Source organism: Streptomyces sp. NPDC059355 (genome assembly GCF_042752335.1).
Taxonomy (GTDB): Bacteria; Actinomycetota; Actinomycetes; order Streptomycetales; family Streptomycetaceae; genus Streptomyces.
Window position 1 is genome coordinate 9,075 of the sequence record NZ_JBHYXN010000002.1, and the last position, 16,218, is coordinate 25,292.

General features: G+C 72.6%; 16 protein-coding genes. 8 read left to right on the forward strand and 8 right to left on the reverse strand.

All coding sequences use genetic code 11. From position 1 onward, the window contains the following. Positions 1–111 precede the first annotated feature (111 nt). Together ACFXGI_RS02050 and ACFXGI_RS02055 are read right to left on the reverse strand one after the other, a co-directional pair. Complete coding sequence (locus ACFXGI_RS02050) at positions 112–309, reverse strand: hypothetical protein (RefSeq protein ID WP_030871150.1); 198 nt, start codon at positions 307–309, stop codon at positions 112–114. 140 nt (positions 310–449) lie between these two features. Continuing rightward, on the reverse strand, positions 450–1,031 hold the full coding sequence (locus ACFXGI_RS02055) for a class I SAM-dependent methyltransferase (RefSeq protein WP_384701885.1): 582 nt from the start codon (positions 1,029–1,031) through the stop codon (positions 450–452). A 324-nt stretch (positions 1,032–1,355) separates the two neighbouring features. Between ACFXGI_RS02055 and ACFXGI_RS02060 the strand changes: the two genes are divergently transcribed. Further along, on the forward strand, positions 1,356–1,571 hold the full coding sequence (locus tag ACFXGI_RS02060) for a hypothetical protein (RefSeq protein ID WP_384701888.1): 216 nt from the start codon (positions 1,356–1,358) through the stop codon (positions 1,569–1,571). Positions 1,572–1,608: 37 nt separating this feature from the next. On the opposite strand, the gene ACFXGI_RS02065 is transcribed toward ACFXGI_RS02060, so the two are convergent. From ACFXGI_RS02065 to ACFXGI_RS02075, 3 genes are all read right to left on the reverse strand, one after another. After that, a complete protein-coding gene (locus ACFXGI_RS02065; RefSeq protein ID WP_384701891.1) occupies positions 1,609–4,581 on the reverse strand; it encodes a BTAD domain-containing putative transcriptional regulator in 2,973 nt (990 codons plus the stop codon). Positions 4,582–4,879: 298 nt separating this feature from the next. Further along, positions 4,880–5,722, reverse strand: a complete 843-nt coding sequence (locus ACFXGI_RS02070) for a tyrosinase family protein (protein WP_384701894.1) — start codon at positions 5,720–5,722, stop codon at positions 4,880–4,882. Next, the gene (locus tag ACFXGI_RS02075; RefSeq protein ID WP_384701897.1) at positions 5,719–6,135 is read right to left on the reverse strand and encodes a tyrosinase family oxidase copper chaperone; all 417 of its coding nucleotides are present in this window, start codon (positions 6,133–6,135) and stop codon (positions 5,719–5,721) included. The genes ACFXGI_RS02070 and ACFXGI_RS02075 overlap by 4 nt, the downstream gene beginning before the upstream one ends. A gap of 564 nt (positions 6,136–6,699) precedes the next feature. Here ACFXGI_RS02075 and ACFXGI_RS02080 point away from each other — a divergent pair. The 3 genes from ACFXGI_RS02080 (at position 6,700) to ACFXGI_RS02090 (ending at position 8,725) form a co-directional block, all read left to right on the forward strand. Further along, positions 6,700–6,996: a hypothetical protein gene (locus ACFXGI_RS02080; RefSeq protein WP_384701900.1), complete on the forward strand. Its 297-nt coding sequence runs from the start codon at positions 6,700–6,702 to the stop codon at positions 6,994–6,996. Between the two features lie 195 nt (positions 6,997–7,191). Further along, on the forward strand, positions 7,192–7,701 hold the full coding sequence (locus ACFXGI_RS02085; protein ID WP_384701903.1) for a hypothetical protein: 510 nt from the start codon (positions 7,192–7,194) through the stop codon (positions 7,699–7,701). 235 nt (positions 7,702–7,936) lie between these two features. Further along, positions 7,937–8,725 carry a hypothetical protein gene (locus ACFXGI_RS02090; protein ID WP_384701906.1) on the forward strand — a complete coding sequence of 263 codons (789 nt, stop codon included), beginning with the start codon at positions 7,937–7,939 and terminating at the stop codon, positions 8,723–8,725. On the opposite strand, the gene ACFXGI_RS02095 is transcribed toward ACFXGI_RS02090, so the two are convergent. After that, positions 8,694–9,674, reverse strand: coding sequence for a hypothetical protein (locus ACFXGI_RS02095; protein ID WP_384701909.1), 981 nt, complete (start codon positions 9,672–9,674; stop codon positions 8,694–8,696). The two genes, ACFXGI_RS02090 and ACFXGI_RS02095, sit on opposite strands and share 32 nt — an antisense overlap. A 35-nt stretch (positions 9,675–9,709) precedes the next feature. Between ACFXGI_RS02095 and ACFXGI_RS02100 the strand changes: the two genes are divergently transcribed. Continuing rightward, entirely contained in the window at positions 9,710–11,074 is a 1,365-nt protein-coding gene (locus ACFXGI_RS02100) for a 2OG-Fe(II) oxygenase (RefSeq protein ID WP_384701912.1), read from the forward strand. Continuing rightward, the gene (locus ACFXGI_RS02105) at positions 11,071–13,278 is read left to right on the forward strand and encodes a sulfotransferase (protein WP_384701915.1); all 2,208 of its coding nucleotides are present in this window, start codon (positions 11,071–11,073) and stop codon (positions 13,276–13,278) included. Before ACFXGI_RS02100 ends, ACFXGI_RS02105 begins: the two co-directional genes overlap by 4 nt. A gap of 29 nt (positions 13,279–13,307) precedes the next feature. Here ACFXGI_RS02105 and ACFXGI_RS02110 read toward each other — a convergent pair whose 3' ends face one another. Further along, positions 13,308–14,126, reverse strand: coding sequence for an aspartyl/asparaginyl beta-hydroxylase domain-containing protein (locus ACFXGI_RS02110; RefSeq protein WP_384701918.1), 819 nt, complete (start codon positions 14,124–14,126; stop codon positions 13,308–13,310). Beyond that, entirely contained in the window at positions 14,123–14,887 is a 765-nt protein-coding gene (locus tag ACFXGI_RS02115; protein ID WP_229343867.1) for a polysaccharide pyruvyl transferase family protein, read from the reverse strand. Before ACFXGI_RS02115 ends, ACFXGI_RS02110 begins: the two co-directional genes overlap by 4 nt. Positions 14,888–14,914: 27 nt before the next feature. On the opposite strand from ACFXGI_RS02115, the gene ACFXGI_RS02120 reads away from it, so the two are divergent. Both ACFXGI_RS02120 and ACFXGI_RS02125 read left to right on the forward strand, forming a co-directional pair. Further along, positions 14,915–15,718, forward strand: a complete 804-nt coding sequence (locus ACFXGI_RS02120) for a hypothetical protein (protein ID WP_384701922.1) — start codon at positions 14,915–14,917, stop codon at positions 15,716–15,718. Further along, positions 15,700–16,167, forward strand: coding sequence for a hypothetical protein (locus tag ACFXGI_RS02125; protein WP_384701924.1), 468 nt, complete (start codon positions 15,700–15,702; stop codon positions 16,165–16,167). Before ACFXGI_RS02120 ends, ACFXGI_RS02125 begins: the two co-directional genes overlap by 19 nt. Positions 16,168–16,218 lie beyond the last annotated feature (51 nt).

Consider the following 16,218-nt stretch of genomic DNA (forward strand, 5'->3'; position numbering starts at 1 on the left):
CCCGGCGGCCTGTTGTTGCCCCGGGGGGCGCACAATGGTTTGGGAGCTCGGTGACGGGGGGGGCGCGGGCCCGCCGGCGGGGTGTGGGCACGGCGGCACGGCCCGGGTGGGTCAGCGACCGATGCCGTCCTGGCTGTAGTACTTCGGGTCGTTGCCGTTCTGGATCAGCGCGGCGCGCACAACGCTCTCCGGGGCGCGCTCCACCAGGGAAACGCCGTCCTGGCTGTAGTACTTCGGGTCGTTGCCGTTCTGGATCAGTGCGGCGCGCACAACAGTCTGCGGGGCGCGCTCCACCAGGGTCTCGGACATGGGAATTCCCCTTTCGATCGGGACGCCCGGACGGGTTGTCCGGGCGGTTCGCCCACCGCCGGTCGCGGTGGGAGTCTGTGGGCCGGGGGCGGTGAGCCACGGGGCCGGAGAACGGAGCGGACGGGCGGGAGCCGGCTGCGTCAGCCGCGCTGCCAGACGCCGTACACGATGCGGTGTTCGTGCTCGGGGCTCCCGCCGTGCGCATGGGTCAGATCGCGGTGCCAGACCTCGCGGGGGCCGCGGCCCAGCCCGGCCAACGCGTCGCCGACCAGGGTGCGGCTCGGCAGGTACGCCTCTTCGTAGGTCAGCGGGACCTCGTCGCAGATCCAGCTCACGGCCAGCGGCCCACCGGGGGCGGTGAGGGCGTCGGCGGCCAGAAGCATGCGGTGGACCATGTCGGGGCCGCCCGCGTAGTGCAGCACTCCGAGTAGCAGGACCGCGTCGAACGGCCGGTCCTGAGCGAGCGAGAGCAGGTCTGCTCGGCGCAGCTCGACCGATCCGCCGCCGGGCAGCGGTTCGCCGCCGTCGGTCGCGAGGCCCGCGGCCAGCTCGACGTCGATCCCGAGGACGTGGTGCCCCGCGTGCTCGGCCAGCCAGCGGGCGACCGAACCGCTTCCGCAGCCGGCGTCGAGCACACGGGAGCCGGCCGGCAGTGCCGCGACGGGTTCCACCACACGGTGCATGTGGGCGTTGAACGGCCGTGGGACGTCCGTGCTGCGCATCGCGCTCAAAATCGCTCCTCCGTCGTCTCCGTCGTGTGGTTCACGGATCCGGCAGGCTGAGGCGATGGCCGCCCGGTCCGGACGACAACGAAGCTAGGCGTGGGAGATCGACAGCCGATCTACAGTGAATTCGGCCGCGGCCCCGCACCGTGCGCCGGGCCACCCCGAGAAATCGGGCCGCGGAGCGCTGACACCCCCGGTGACCTGCGCTTAGATCGCATGTAGATCGTCGTCGAGCAGGATGTTCCGTAGAACAAGACGTACCCGGCGGCCGGTGTTTCCTCGGCTCGCACATGCCGGGCACGCCAGTGGAAAGGGACGCACGTGATCTTCAGCAGCAACTCGGTGCCACGGCTGGCCAGGACTGCCGCGGTGGCAGCCGCCTTCGTGGCGCTCACCGGTACGGCCGCGGGCGCCCTGACCGCCGCCGACACACCCGCCGGGTCCCACGTCCGGCAGGACGAGCGGACCCTGGCGGGCTTGGGGGATCCGGACTGGAACAGCACCGGTTCGGACTGCAAGGTCTGCACGGAGCAGTGACGAGCACGACCGCGTGACCGTGCCGCCCGTATGCCGCTCAACCGAGCGGCACGCGGGCGTCCAGGGAGTCGAGGATCCGGCCGACATCGGCCGCGTCGGGCAGCTGGAGGGCGACGAACAGGGACCGAGCCTGCTCCAGATGGGCGCGCGCGGTGTCGGTACGGCCGAGTCCGATCCCGGCCCGGCCGAGGACCGTCAGGGCGTGCGCCTTGTCGCGCAGCGCCCCGAGTTCCTCGCACCGCTCGACCGCGTCCGCGGCGTGCTGGGCGGCCTCTGCGTGCCGGCCGACCTGGCACAGGGTGTCGGCAAGCCGGTACCAGGCGTGCGCCTCACGCTGCCGCAGCCCTGCCGTGCGGCAGACGTCCAGGCAGGCCGTGTAGCGGGAGACGGCTTCCGCGTAGCGCCGCTGCTCGTGCAGGGCCAGCCCCCAAACGTAGAGGGCGTAGGCCTCCCCCTCCCGGTCGGCCAACTCCCGAGCCGTGGCCAGCGCCGACTCGCAGATCGCCGCTGCCTCCGCGGCCCGGCCGCTGCGTACTCGGGCCAGGGCCGCGTTGATGGTCGTGGCAGCCTCACCGGAACGGTGCCCGAGGCGCCGGGCGAGCGTGATGGCCTCGTCGTAGCAGGCGACCGCCTCGTCGAAGCGGCGCTGGAACTGCACGGCGAGGCCGAGGTCGTTGAGAGCCTGCCGCAGGATGATGGTGTCGCCGATGCTCCGGCTCGCGGCGACGGCCAGGCGGGCGTGTTCCTCCGCTTCGGCAGGGCGCGCGGTCTGCAGGGCGGTGCCGCTGCACATCAGCCGGGCCCGTGCAGCTGCCGCCAGGTCACCGCTGCGCTCCGCGGCCGCCGCGAGCGTGCGCGCGACCGATGCCGAGCCGCTTGTCGCGGGCTGGCCGAACGGGCTGACCGCCAGCAGGAGATTGGCGGCCGTGCACAGCCGGTCGCCTCCCTCTCCGGGACGTTCCACAGCACACTGAACGGCGGCGATGACGGCGTCGAATTCGTGGCCGACCCAGACGCGGGCGGCGTCGACGTCGGCGAACGCCAGGCCCGCCGGGCCGTCGGCTGCCCCGAGGGCGTCGCCCGCCGGATCGCCCGGCACTGCGAGCGCGAAGGCGTTGCGCGCGGTGGCCAGGAGGAAACCGAGCAGTCTGCCGATGGCGGCGTCGGCCTCCTGGTGGTCCAGTCGCTGCAGGGCGAAGACCCGTACCAGGTCGTGGTAGCGGTAGCGGCCGGGCGCCGGTGACTCCAGCAGCACGGCGTCCACCAGCGACTCCGCGAGCGTCTCCGCGTCCGCGAAGTCGGTGTCCAGCATCGCCGCGGCGGCCGCGAGGCCGATCCCGGCCGGCCCGGCGACGGCGAGCATGCCGAACGCCGCCGCCTGGTCCGGTGTCAGCTGACGGCAGCTCACCTCGAAGGCGGCGTCGATCGCCAGGCCGCCCACGCGCAACTCCTTGATCCGCGCCTGCTCGTCGGCGAGCCGGGCGGCCAGGTCTGCGAGGGTCCAGCTGGGACGCGAGGCCAGCCTGGTCGCCACGATCCGGATGGCAAGCGGAAGATGGCCACAGGCGGCCACCAGGTCCAGCGCGCTCGACTGCTCGGCGTCCAGCCGCCCGCTTCCGACAACGTTTTCCAGGAGGCTCAGTGACTCCTCCGGCTGGAAGGCGTCCACCGTGACCTGGGAGGTAAGCGGCAGTCCGACCAGCAGCGAGCGGCTCGTCACGATCACTCCGCACCCGGCCGAGCCCGGCAGGAGATGCCGGACCTGAGCCGCGTCACGCGCGTTGTCCAGCACCAGCAGCACCCTGCGCCCGTCCAGAGCCGAGCGCAGCAGGCGGCTGCGCTCCTGGAGGCCGTCCGGGATGGAACGGACCGGGATGCCCAGCGCGGTGAGGAACTCCGCGAGGACCTGATCCGGCTCGGGGGATCCGGGGCCACTGCCGTGCAGGTCGGCGTGGAGCTGGCCGTCGGGGTAGTGCGCCCGGACACGGTGTGCGACGTGCAGCGCGAGCGTGGTCTTCCCGGTGCCGCCCATCCCGGTCACCGCCAGCGCGACGGGCGCGGTGCGCCCGGCGTCGGTCAGCAGTGCGCACAGCGCGGCCCGTTGCCGGGCGCGTCCGGTGAAGTCGGGGATGTCCGCGGGCAGCTGTGCGGGAATCGGCAGCCGTGCCGGCTCCGCGACGGCCGGGGCACCGGGGCGTCGCCCGCCGGCCTCCTCCCGCGGCCGGTCGTCGGCCGTGGTCGCGGTGACCAGCGCGGGATCCGCGGCCAGGATCCGCTGGTGGACCGCGGAAAGCTCGGGTCCGGGATCGATGCCCTGCTCGTCCGCGAGGAGCCGTCGGAATTCGGCGAACAGTGCGAGAGCCTCGGCCTGCCTGCCCGCCGCGTAGAGCGCCCGCATGAGGACGGCGCGCGGACGTTCCCGCAGCGGATGGGCGACGGTGATCTCGGCCAATCCCGGAATGGCGCGCGCGTGCCTGCCCAGCAGCACGTCCAGGTCGTACCGCTCCTCGACGGCCGCGAGCCGCAGCTCCTCCAGCCGATTGCGCTGAGCCTCGGCGAAGCGGCCGGGCACACCCGTCAGGGGTTCGCCCTGCCAGAGTGCCAGTGCCTCGTCGAGCAGTGCCGCGGCCTCGTCCGGACGTCCTTCCCGCCGGGCTTCGGCCGCCCGGCCGACGAGGGACTCGGCCTGCCATGCATCCAGTGCGTCGGCGGACACCGTGAGGCGGTAGCCGCTGCCTGACGACACCAGTACGACGGGCTCGGCGGGGTCCGGTTCGAGCAGCCGGCGCAGCTGCCAGGCGTAGGTACGGACGGTCGTCACAGCCTTGTTCGGCGGCGTCTCGCCCCAGACGGCGTCGATCAGTTGCGCCAGCGAGACCGTCAGCCCGCCCCGTACCAGCAGCGCCGCCAGCAGTGCTCGCTGCTGCGGCGGCCCCAGCCGGATCTCCGTGTCACCGCGGTGGGCGCGTATCGCGCCCAGCACGGCGAAGCGCAATCGGTCCGTGTGCATGCCACTCCCCATCCCCGTATCCGTACCGGCAGCCTCGCTCGCCCTCATGACGACGAGGGCTGTGAAACGGCTGGTCGGGCCGTACGCACCACGACGGATCGGGCAACTGCGACCGGGCTACCAATAATCACATGGCGCGCCCGCTGCTCGCCCCGCCGCCGCAGGTCGACGAGCTGAGCCGGCGGAAACCTGCACCGGCGACGACCGTCGAGTACGCCCGCCGTCCTGCACTACCCCCGAAATGGCGACAGAGCCCAGAAGTTGGACCGGAACCCGCCTGCATGGACGAACCCACTGGCTACAAGCGCTGCCCGCCGTTCTCCGTGTCGAACGTGTAGAAGCGGTGATGGTCGAGCAGGTCGGCCGGGGTCACGTTGTTCCACGGGCTCAGGACGGACCGCAGGTCGACCACGTTCGCCGTCCGGACGTCGGGCAGGTAGCCCGACTTCGGGTGCTTCGCCTGCCACTCGGCCCACAGCTTGTCGATGAAGGCGTGGTGCAGCCAGAACACCGGGTCGTTGGGAGAGGCGGCGGAGGTCATCTGGCCGCCGACCCACACGTGCACCCGGTTGTGCAGGTTGACGCCCCGCCAGCCCTCCAGGGCGTTGCGGAAGCCGTTCGAGGCGCTGTTCCAGGGGGCGGAGTCGTACACCGGCAGGGCGATCACGGAGTCCACGTCGGCCCGCGTCGGTAGCTGCGGGGTCTCGGAGCCGAGGCCGCGTCGCAGGTACGTGCGCCGGTCCACGCCCACTGTCAGGGCCCACTTGCCGCCTTGGAAGGCGAACGGCCCGTCGAGTACTTGGCCGTCGCGCGCCCGGCGGGTGCCGCCCATGAAGTCGGAAGCCCATAGTGAGGAGTTCGCCGTACGGTCGGCCGTCCAGTCCCAGTAGGGAAGGGAGACGTTCTTGTCGACCCGCTGGAGCGCCGCCTCGAAGTCCAACAGGAACCGGCGGTGCCAGGGCAGGAAGGAGGGTGCGCGGTGGCCTGTCCGGTCGCCGAAGTCCGAGTCGTTCAGCAGGTACCAGTTGTGGGCGTTGACGTACCGGTCGTAGATGCCCGTCCGCTTGAGTTCGAGGACCGCGTTGACGAAGGCGCTCTTCTCGTCCGGCGTGAGGGTGGCCTGGTTCTTGCGGACGGTCACAGCTTGGCCTCTTTGGCGGTGAAGGGGACGAGGTCGGCGCCCTGGAGCTCGCGCACGGCGGCCCGGGCGGCCGAGACCGGGTCCGGGAAGGTCTCGTAGTGGTTGACGACGGTGACCCAGCTGCCGTCGGCGTTGGGCATGATGTGCAGGTCGTTGCCGTCGACCTTGACCGTGGGCATCACCATGCCGTGGTGGCCGCCCGGTCCCACGGTGATCTGGATGCGGTGGCCCTCGTAGGTCTCGTCGATGGTGCCGGTGGGCAGGGAGACGGGCGCTCCGGACGGGCCGGCTGCCCCCGAGGCCCCGGCCGCCGGCGCCTCGGGGGTGGACTTGGACGAGCAGGCGGCCAGTCCGGCGGATGCGGCAACGGCGGAGCCGAGCCCCAGCGCCTGTCGGCGAGTGATCATGTTCATGGCTTGAATATGTATCAGACGCCTTCGAACATCTGATCGACGACTCGCACAACTACGGCCCGCTCAGGACGGGATGCTGGCGGGTACGTGTCGGTGTCGAGGTCATCTTACGTGGCCATGACAGCAGGTTCCGGCCAGGCCGGCCCTGCGGCTTCTCCAGGCTTGTCCCGGCTTGTCCCGGCTTATCGCTACCGTCTCTTCTGGATCGTCCCGGATCCCGACCCTGATGCCGCATCGAAGGTCACGATGGGACGACCCGCAGAGCTCGACGAGCCAGAAGCGCGCCGCATACCACATCGAGCTGACCGGCGACAACACAGCTGGCGCACACCCGGCCGTGCTGCCGAGGCGTGCGCCCTCTCCCCCGGCAGCCGCCCAGTTCCCACCCTCCGGTTCCGGACTGGATCGACGGGAACGGTGTGGCACTGAGCCGGACACGGGCGGCGCCGAACTCCCGTACGGGCTGGAGGGGAAGCCCGTCTCGTGCGACGTTCTCCGCGCGTGAACCGACGTGTGACGCGAGCTGTGCGCAGCTGGCCGCGTGCACTCGTTCCAGCCCTCGCTGTGACGCTCACGGTGACCACGCCTGCCGCTGCAGCGCCGGCCGACCCGCGTCCCAGCGCCCCGGCTTCGGCCGGCATCCCCTCGTCTTCGGGGGGCGAGGAGACGCTGTCGACTCCGAAGGGTGCGCCGCCGTCGAAGGCGGTACCTGCCTCGGCCGTGGTGGAGCGGCTGAAGGCGTTCCCGACGCTCGGCATCGGCGACAACGACGCCGCGCCCCAAACCGCTCCCTCCGACACGAATCTCGCGGTCGGACCGGCGTACATCGTCGATATCCCGCCTGGCCGCTTGGCTGATTGAACGCCCGGCATCGAGGTCGTCTGCCGCGACCGCGCTCCATTCGCCGGGCGATGCGTCGCCCAGCACCGCGGCCGCCTCGGGGTTTCGGCCCGTGCACCAGCCGAGTCGCCGGCATCAGATCGACCGCAGCATGAAACCCTCCCGTATGCAGGTGGGGAATCCTCCGCCTCCGAACCGCGAAGAGGACGACCCGTCATGAACCGCAGCAGGCAGGCGATCCACCTGGCCCGACACCTGTCCCAGCTCACCGCCGTCCGCGTCGAGATAGCCCACGACGGCGGTGCCCGGTGGGGCCTTCAGTGGCAGGACGGCCCGCGCCGCGAGGAGATGCGGGCACACCTCGACGCCGCTCTCGCCGCCGATGACCGCTACACCGCCATGCGCGACCGCACGATCCTCTGCAGCCGCTCGCAGACGCGACAGGCCTGGGCGGCGCGGGCCGCCGCCGCCCACCGCGAGGGCATCCTCTCCTCGGCCATCGCCGATCTCGCCGTACACAAAGGCGAACAGGAGTCCGACGAGGCGAACGCCCTGTGGCGGTACGTACGGGAGCTGTGGGAGAACACCTCCTACCCGGAACGGGCCAGCGCTCCCGAGGACGTTCCCCTCATCGAGCAACTCGTCGCCGCCAGTACCCGGGAACTGCCGTCCGGAGGCCACACGATCAGCGAGCTCTACATGGCGCAGGCACTCCTCCCCTGGTGACGGGGTCAGGTGTCAGCGTCCCCACCGCTCACGGGAAGGGGCCGCGCTCGGGTGAGGGGAACCGGAAGAAGGCCGGGACAGCAACACACGTCCGAGGGTGTGGGCGAGCGGGCGGCGGCCTCGAACCCGGGTGGACCTGCCCGTCACGGTCGCAGCTTCGACCGTACGGGTTCCGCCGCCGCCGGACCAGCCTGTCGGGCGGGCGCCCGCAGTGGCACCGAGTAGCCTGCCGTTCGTGGTCTCCAGCTCCCGGAACACGGCCGTCGCCGGTGTCCTGCACGGGGCGACGGCAGCCGATGCCGCCCGTCTCGCGGCTGATCCCGCGCTGAGCGCGGTCATCGTCCCCGACCGTCGCCGCGAGCCGTGGCTGCAGGAGCTGGCCGAGCTCGTCGCCGGGGAACGGCTGGTCATCCCCCGCACCACCCTGCCCTCGGTCACGCCCGACGAGTTCACCGGCTGGGCGCACACCGCACTGGCCGTTACTCCCTCCTCCGTTGCGGCTCCCCTCGTCGATGCCATGGCCGGGATCCTGGACCGGGTCGTGGACACGGCGGGGACGGACAAGGCGATGGTGCGCGTGTTCACCGAGGCCCCCACGCGGCGGTGCGGCTTCCACGTGGACACGGTGCCGCCGCAGAGTCCCACGGTCGGGGCCGTACGGGTGTACAACGGCCCGACCACCGAGTACGTCGCCTGCGAAGACGTCCTCGGCATGGGCGAGTTCTACACCTACCTGGCACGCCGCGAGCGGCTCTCGCGGCAGGCGGAGCGCGAGCGACAGGCCGACAGACCCGATGGGACCGCCCTCGCCGAGCTGTGCGCGATGGACGGGAGCCCGTCGTTCCTGCGGCCGGGTGCCGTCGTCCGGCGGGTGCCGGCCGACGCGACCGTCTTCTTCCGGCACCTCGACGTACGACGGCACTGGTCCGTGCATCCGGTGACCGACGTGTGGATCCACCGCTCTCCCATGCGCGGCACGGCACGGCTGGTGCTCAACGTGTCCCCGGTCCCTGGTCGGGGGTGAGCAGCACGTGCGTGAGGGAGCCCGGCAAGGAGTCGTCCAGGGTGCTCAACAGACGCAGGACGCGAGCCCCGGCCCGGGCCGGCCCGTGGTGCGCCGCGAACCAGGCCCGGGGCCTCTGCCGGACGTCGAGCACGGCCCGTACCGCCGCCACCGCGTCGTCCTCCCCGTCGAAGAACACCCCGGTGAACGGGTTGACGTACTGCCAGCCGCCGAGGATCGCCCGGTTGACGACGACCGGCACGTCGAGGCACAGGGCTTCGGCGAGCACCCGTGGCGAGGCGTCGAGCACGGCCGGCACGAACAGGGCCCGTGCCCCCGCGATCACCGCGAGCAGCCGCCGCCACGGCAGCGGCCCGACCATGCGTACGCCGCAGATCGGCTCCACCCCGGCCGGCGCGTCGACCACCAGGATCCGCAGCCCCGTCTCCCGGGCCAGCCTGCGCAGGCAGCGCGCAGCGAGCGGCCAGTTCTTCGCCTCCTGCCGCCACGGCTCCCGGCCGGACACGTGCACGATGTCGGGGCCCGCCGCCCCCTCCGTCCCAGCCCCGGCAGCCCCGGCAGCCACCCGGGCCGGATCCACGCGGAGCGGGTCCGTGAAGTCGGACTCGCTCGTCAGCAGCCGGGGGCCGACCGGCGGCAGGAAGTGCTCCGGATCGCGGAAGCAGTGCAACCACGCCTCGCACAGCAGTCCGTAGTCGCGCTCGTCCCGCCAAGGCGGGCCGGGGAACCCCAGATAGCTGGTGACTCCGGCGAACCGGACGCCGGAGCGGGCCAGTTCGGCCAGCCGCAGGTGGTGTGCGTGCGTCACGACGGGCGCGCGGACCAAGACCCACGGCAGGTGTTCGCCACCCGGCCCGGTCACCCGCACGAAGGGCGTGTGACCGCCCGGACCCGCGCCCACGCCGGTGCCCGCGCCGGTGTCGAGGCCCGTACCCGCAGCAAGGTCCAACCGTCGTCCCCCCACTCGAATCGGCAGGAGAGGCCATGATCCCGACCATCAGACGCGACTTCTACACGGATGGCAACGGCGGCACGCGGATCGAGATCTTCGACGAGCTGAGCGAGACCGCCAAGGCGGCCCTGTACACGTTCTTCCGGAGGGTCGGCGCACCCCACCTGATGGACGAGGTCGTCCTGCCCCTGTTCTGCGAAGGCGATTCGCAGGTCTTCGCCGCTGTCCGGGACCGGCCTTGGCCACCGTGGGGGCTGGGCGCCCGCAACATCGTCGCCTTCGTGCAGACCCACCTGGTCGGCGACGGATGCTGGGGCCTGAGCCCCGTGCACGTCGCCGACGAGGACCTGACGAACGTAGGACTGTGCGCCGCCGTGTACAAGGAAGCCCTGGAGACGCTGGCCGTCGACCCGAACGCCGAGGTGCACTACCTCGTCGCCGAGGAATCACGGCTGGCGGACCTGACGCTGCGCCGCGTCGGCTTCGAGCGGACGGAGGACGCCTTCCTCACCGAGGCCGCGCGCTACCTCACGTACCGCGCCCCGGCCGGTGAGCTGCTGAACCGGCTGGGCCTGGCCGAGGCCGACACGGTCGACGTGCTCGCGGGCGCCCTGGACGACGACGTGTTCGCGCTCAACGCCGCCTTCCACAACACGGTCTACCTGGGCTCGCGTGCGGAATGGGTGGTGGACCGACCCTCCGTCCCGTCCGAGATCGCCCGGCTGGTCCGCGGCGGCCACTACAGCAAGCCCGCCGGCGTGCCGACGGGCACCGGCCGCTACGAACGGGATCCGGTCGCCGAGGTGGCCCAGGGCGTACGGGAGTTCCTCAGCGCATCGGAACACGACGAGTTCCGCGCGTACGTGCTGGACCGGGAACCCGACTTCAAGCCCGCCACGGTGCGGATGTCCGGATCCGGCGGTTCGGCGGTGGTGGACGAACGGGTGCGCCGCAGTCTGGTCCTCGACGAACTGGGCCCCTACGAAGCCCTGTTCACGGAGCGCATCAAGGAACACGTCCAGCAGATCAGCGGCCGGCTGAACCTTCCGGCATTCCCGCTGGGCCGCATCGAACTCCAGGTGACCGCCAACGGCGACCGGGACTATTTCGGAATGCACCGTGACAGCGACGACGGGGACACCCGCGAGCTGACCTTCGTGTACTTCTTCTCCGGAGAGCCCCGCAGGTTCTCGGGCGGGGAGCTGCGGGTGTTCGAGACGGTCCCGGAGGACGGGAGGGTGGTCGCCACGGACCGCAGCCAGACGATCGTGCCGCGCGCCAACCTCGCGATGTTCTTCCCGAGCAGGCACGACCACGAGGTACTCCCGATCCGGGTGCCGAGCAAGGCGTTCGCGGACGGCCGCTTCAGCGTCACGGGCTGGATCCACCGGCAGTGAGCCACCGGGAGACCGGAGCCACCCGGGCGGGGGCGGCGCGGGCCGCGACACGGGCCCGGGCCCAAGACCAGGCCGGGCGGGCCGAGGCCGGTGCCGACGCCCTCGCCTGGGCCGTTGTCGCCCGCGTGGCACTCCCCTCCGGCCGGGCACGCCCCGAAGCCCGTGCCCTGCACCACGCCCTCTTCCCCCGGGTCGCGGGGCTCCTCGCACGCGCAGTGCGGCCCGACGCAGGCGGCGTACGCGCCCGGTACCTCTTCGCATCCGAGCCCGCGGCAGCGGCGTTCCGGGCCGCGCACGACCCGGCACTCGGCCGTCTGGGCCCGCCCGTCACCGGTGCCGTACGGCCGGTCCCCGCGGCGGCGGCGCCGACCACGGGCACCGCGCCCGTGATCATCGTCGCGCCGCCGCGCTCGGGCAGCACGGCCCTGTACGAAGCCCTCGCCCGGCACCCCGGCCTGTGGACGGTCGGCGGGGAGAGCGAGAGCGTCATCGAAGGCGTACCGGGGCTCCACCCGGCGGCCGGCGGGTACGCCTCGCACGCCCTGGACGCCGCGCACGCCGACCGGCACGGCGGGGCCGTACGCGCGGGCTTCCTCGCCGGGCTGCGCGATGCGCGGGGCCGGAACTGGCCGGACCGCGGCGGCCCCCAGGATCCGCCGCCGAGGCTGCTGGAGAAGACCCCGGAGAACTGCCTGCGGCTGCCCTTCCTGCTGCGGCTGTTCCCGGACGCCACCGTCGTACACCTGCACCGCGACCCGCGCGACACCGTGGCCAGCATGGTGCGGGCCTGGACCCATCCGGGGTTCGTCAACATCCCGGACCTGCCCGGCTGGCCCCGGCGGGCCTGGCACCTGCTGCTGCCGCCGGGCTGGCGGCGAGGGCTCGGCGACGACCTGTCCCGGATCGCGGCCCGCCAGTGGGCGGCCGCCACGGAAGCGGTACTGGACAGCCGTGCCTCCGGGCCGCCCGACATCCGCTGGGTGGATCTCGACTACGCCGAGCTGAGCGCGGCTCCGGCCCGGACGATCCGGTGGCTGGAGCGGGAACTCGGACTGCCCGCCGGTCCGCCCGGCCGGGACCTCCCGCTCTCCGCGACGACGATCACGCCTCCGCGCCCCGGCAAGTGGCGCAGTACACCCGGCTTCGACCCGTCAGCCCTCGACACCTTGGCGTCCACTTGCCGGCGCCTGAAGAACGGACGTACCCCGACCATGCCCCGAACCGTCCGCGGCCTGCCCCGGCGCCCTTCCTACGTGTGCTGGCTGGACGACGGCGCCGCGGATGACGGCTCCCCGGTCGCCGGCTCCGCGGACGACGCCTCGGCCCCGACGCCCGGCCCCGAGCCGGAACACCCGCGCCTCGACCCGGCCGTGGTCCTCCAGGACGGGGTCACCATCCCCTTGGGCCTCGCGGGCCGGGCCCGGTTCCGGGACCGGTTCCTGCCCGACCGGCCGATCCTGTGGACCGACGACCCGTCGACCGGCGCACTCGCCCCGTTCTGGGTCTCCCTCGAAGACTTCTGGGCGCTGCGCACCCTGGTCCCGGGACGGCCCCTTTCGCCGGCGCTCCCCGCGCGGCTGCGCGCCGCCCTCGCCCGGGCCGGGGCGCTCGGGTCGGCCGGGCTGCGCGCCCGGGACGCGACCAGGGCCGACACCGCCCGGACCGCGGCCGCCGCGGACTTCGAGCGCAACGACGTGTGCCGGATCGACCGCATGGTCCACCCCCGGCACCGCTTGGCCCTGCTCGACTACTACGAGCGGCTCATCGCCACCGGCTCGTGGCCGCTGGGGGACGCCCAGGTCTCCGGCCGCTACGGCTGGTACAACGAATCCCTGTCCCGCTTCTTCCACCACCAGTTCCGCGCCCTGGTGGGGCGGATCGCGGGACGGCCGGTACGCCCCTCGTACTCCTACGTCTCGGCGTACCGCGGCGGCGCGGTCCTGGGCCGCCACGTGGACCGGGAGCAGTGCGAGTACACCGTGTCCCTGCTGCTCGGGGAGTCGGGCCCGGGCATCGAGGGCGGTTGGCCGCTGCACCTGGGAACCCCGCAGGGCGAGGTCAGCCTCGTCCAGCGGCCCGGTCAGGCCGTCCTCTTCAGGGGGACCACGGTGCCGCACGGGCGCCCGCCGTTGCCCGACGGGAGCACGCACACCTCGCTGCTGTTCCACTACGTTCCCGCCGAGTTCCGCAGGACCCTGTACTGAAACGCCTCCTGCTACGGCTACTGCTACTGCTACTGCACCGCGAGCAGGCCGATGCTCCGGGCCTCGGCTTCCCGGACCTGCGGCGCGATGCGCTCCCACCCGGTGACCGTGCGGCGTCCGACGGGCGGCTGGGTGCGCCGGCGGGTCCGGGTCAGGCCCGCCGGGGCCGGGCCCGGCCCGAACACGGCAGCCGCCGCGTCCGCCGTCAGCAGCATGTCCCAGACCAGGTGGACACGTTCGGCGGGACCGCCGTTCTCGGCGGCGTGCACGCAGCCGTGGTTGACGAGGTACACCGATCCGGCCACCAGGTGGTGCACGTCCCCGTCCAGCGTCAGCGTCGCCGCCGGATGGGTGGTCAGGGGCAGGTGAAAGCGGGCCCGGATGCCCACCGTGCCCGACCGCGCCCGTACGACGCTGTGCTCTTCGTGCGGGGACAGCGAAGCACCCGGCCCCAGCACGTTGACCCGGAAGTTGACCAGGTGCGGCAGGGACCCGATCAGTGCGGCCAGGGCGGGGTGGTGCGCGCCGTGGTGGAAGCGCTTGCCGAAGCAGGACAGGTCGTGGTCGCGGGAGAAGTCGTCGCAGCGGCCGGAGGCGTTGAGCAGGCTGAACTGCTCGACCCGGCCGCGGGGACCGGTCCACGCCGTCACATGGCCGGGGGCGCCGGCCGACGAAGGGCGCTGCCGCGATCGCAGCAGCGCCACCTCGGCGGCCAGGCTCGCGGCGGTGTCGGGCCCGGCCTCCAGCAGCCGCAGGCAACGGATGCCGGGGCGGTGGTAGTTGGCGTCCCGGATGCCGTGGAGGATCCGGCGCAGGCCCTGGTCCACGCCGTCTTCGTGTGCTGTCAACGGAACGGGCACCTCTCCAGGAGCAGGTCGAGGTCCGGAAGTCGCGCCGGAAGCGTCGCGAAATCGGCGAGCGCCGCCGAATCCAGCCCCGCGCCCGTCCGGCCGACGGACACGGGCGGCGGGACCGGCACCCCGACCGAAAGGAAATAGTCGTGGAACTTGCTCCCGTCACCGCTGGGCAGGTCCCGGTAGCGGATCCAGACCGCGGGGATCCCGTAGGCGTGGCCGAGGATGATCCCGTGCAGGCTCGACGAGGCGATCAGAGGCGCCCGTACGAGCTGCTCGACGACCTCCTCGACCGGCCGCTGCACGTCGACGAGCCGCCAGCCGGCCGGAGTGCCGAGCCGCGCACCGGCCTTGTCGGCGAAGTGCGGCACGACGGCGGGACGCCGCCCGGTACCCCGGCCACCACGGGGCAGGAAACGGGGGACCAGCAGGGCGGGGTCCCCGTAGACCGGAGGACAGGCCGCCCCCGAGCGCAGGGCCGCCTCCCGGGTGAGGGGGCCGCGTACGGCGACCAGATCGGCCCGCGGGTCGATGTCCTCACCGGCGCACATCACCCCGGCTCCCCAGACGACGGCGCCCGGTCCCGCGAGGGAGACCACGCTGCCGGTGACGAAGTGCTTGCGCCCCGGCGCGTGCGGCGCGACCCACCGGGCCGGGGCGCCGCAGATCCGCCGGACCAGCCAGGGAGTGAGCCTGTCGCCGACATTGCCCTGACTGGGAGCCCGGCACCAGAAGGCGGGCACAGCCTCGACCACGGCTCCCATTGTAGTGAGCGGACCGCGTTGTTCATCCGCACCTACCACGGTGACGTCGCCTGGTTGCGCTACGCGCTCGCCGCCATTCGGACGTGGTGCCGGGGCTTCTCGGAGGTGGTCGTCGTCACCCCGCGGACCGGGGCCGCCGCCGTGCGCCGGTCCGTCGGCGACGGGGTCCGCCTGGAGGTGGGCCCGGACCACCGCGACGACTACCTGGGCCAGCAGGTCAGCAAGCTGTACGCGGACCGGCTCACCGATGCCGACCTCATCTGCCACGTCGACTCCGATATGGTCTTCTTCCGCCCCGTCACCCCCGCCGACCTGCTCGCGGACGGGCGTCCGTGGATCGTCCGCCGCCCCGTCACCGAACTCGGCCGGCACCGGCCCTGGCTCGCACCGACGCAGGACTTCCTCGGCCACCAGGTGTTCTTCGACTTCATGCAGCACCCGCCCTTCACCTATCCGCGCGCGCTTTACGGGGAGCTGCGCGCCCTGTGCGCGGACCGCCACGGGATGCCGCTCGACCGGTACGTGGCGGGCCGCCCGCCGCGCGGGTTCTCCGAGTTCAACGCGCTCGGCGCGCACGCCCACGCGGCTCACCGGGCGTCGTTCACCTGGTACGACGCGAGCTCCGGCGCGGCGCCGGAGCTGTGCCGCTGGTACTGGAGCAGGGCGGGCATCGGCACCCGCCTGCGCGAGGAGCTGGACCGGGTGGTCACCGGGCCGGTCAGCGTAACGGAGTGGTGGACCCCGACCACGGCTGGAAGCGTGGCAGCCGCGCCATCTCACGACGCCGGAGAGAGGTACCCGAAGTGGAACAGGCACAGCTGACGCTCGACCAGGTACTCGAATACATCGAGAACAGGCCGGACACGACGCGCACCTACCAGGTCCCGCAGGGGGTGATCGCCGCCCTCCCTCTGACCGAGCCGCCTCATATGCGGCTCCTGGACGCGTCGGAGATCCAGGAACTGGCCGACTACCTCGACACCTCGCCGAGCTCGCTCAAGGGCCCCTTCAAGGTGTTCGACGCCACGTGCTCCTCCTGCGCGCGTCGCATCACCTTCCTCGACTTCGCGAAGACCGCGGTGGACCTGGGCATGCACGCGAAGGAGGCCCTGCGCGACGTACTGACGGGCAAGAACGGCGAATGGATCACCATCCGCGGCCGCGACGGCGGCCGCCCGGTGGCCTGCGCCCAGTGCGGCCACGACGTCCCGCGCCTGAAGATGAACGGCTCGTACTCCGAGTATTCGTCGAGCTCGTACGCGTACGCCTGACCCCCCGCCAGCGTCAGCCTCCCCGGCCGCCGCCGGGGAGGCGGTGGCCAT

Coding starts and splice junctions, on each gene's coding strand:
- ACFXGI_RS02050 (WP_030871150.1), bottom strand. CDS start 309: ATGTCCGAGACCCTGGTGGAGCGCGCCCCGCAGACTGTTGTGCGCGCC.
- ACFXGI_RS02055 (WP_384701885.1), bottom strand. CDS start 1,031: ATGCGCAGCACGGACGTCCCACGGCCGTTCAACGCCCACATGCACCGT.
- ACFXGI_RS02065 (WP_384701891.1), bottom strand. CDS start 4,581: ATGCACACGGACCGATTGCGCTTCGCCGTGCTGGGCGCGATACGCGCC.
- ACFXGI_RS02075 (WP_384701897.1), bottom strand. CDS start 6,135: ATGAACATGATCACTCGCCGACAGGCGCTGGGGCTCGGCTCCGCCGTT.
- ACFXGI_RS02085 (WP_384701903.1), top strand. CDS start 7,192: ATGAACCGCAGCAGGCAGGCGATCCACCTGGCCCGACACCTGTCCCAG.
- ACFXGI_RS02100 (WP_384701912.1), top strand. CDS start 9,710: ATGATCCCGACCATCAGACGCGACTTCTACACGGATGGCAACGGCGGC.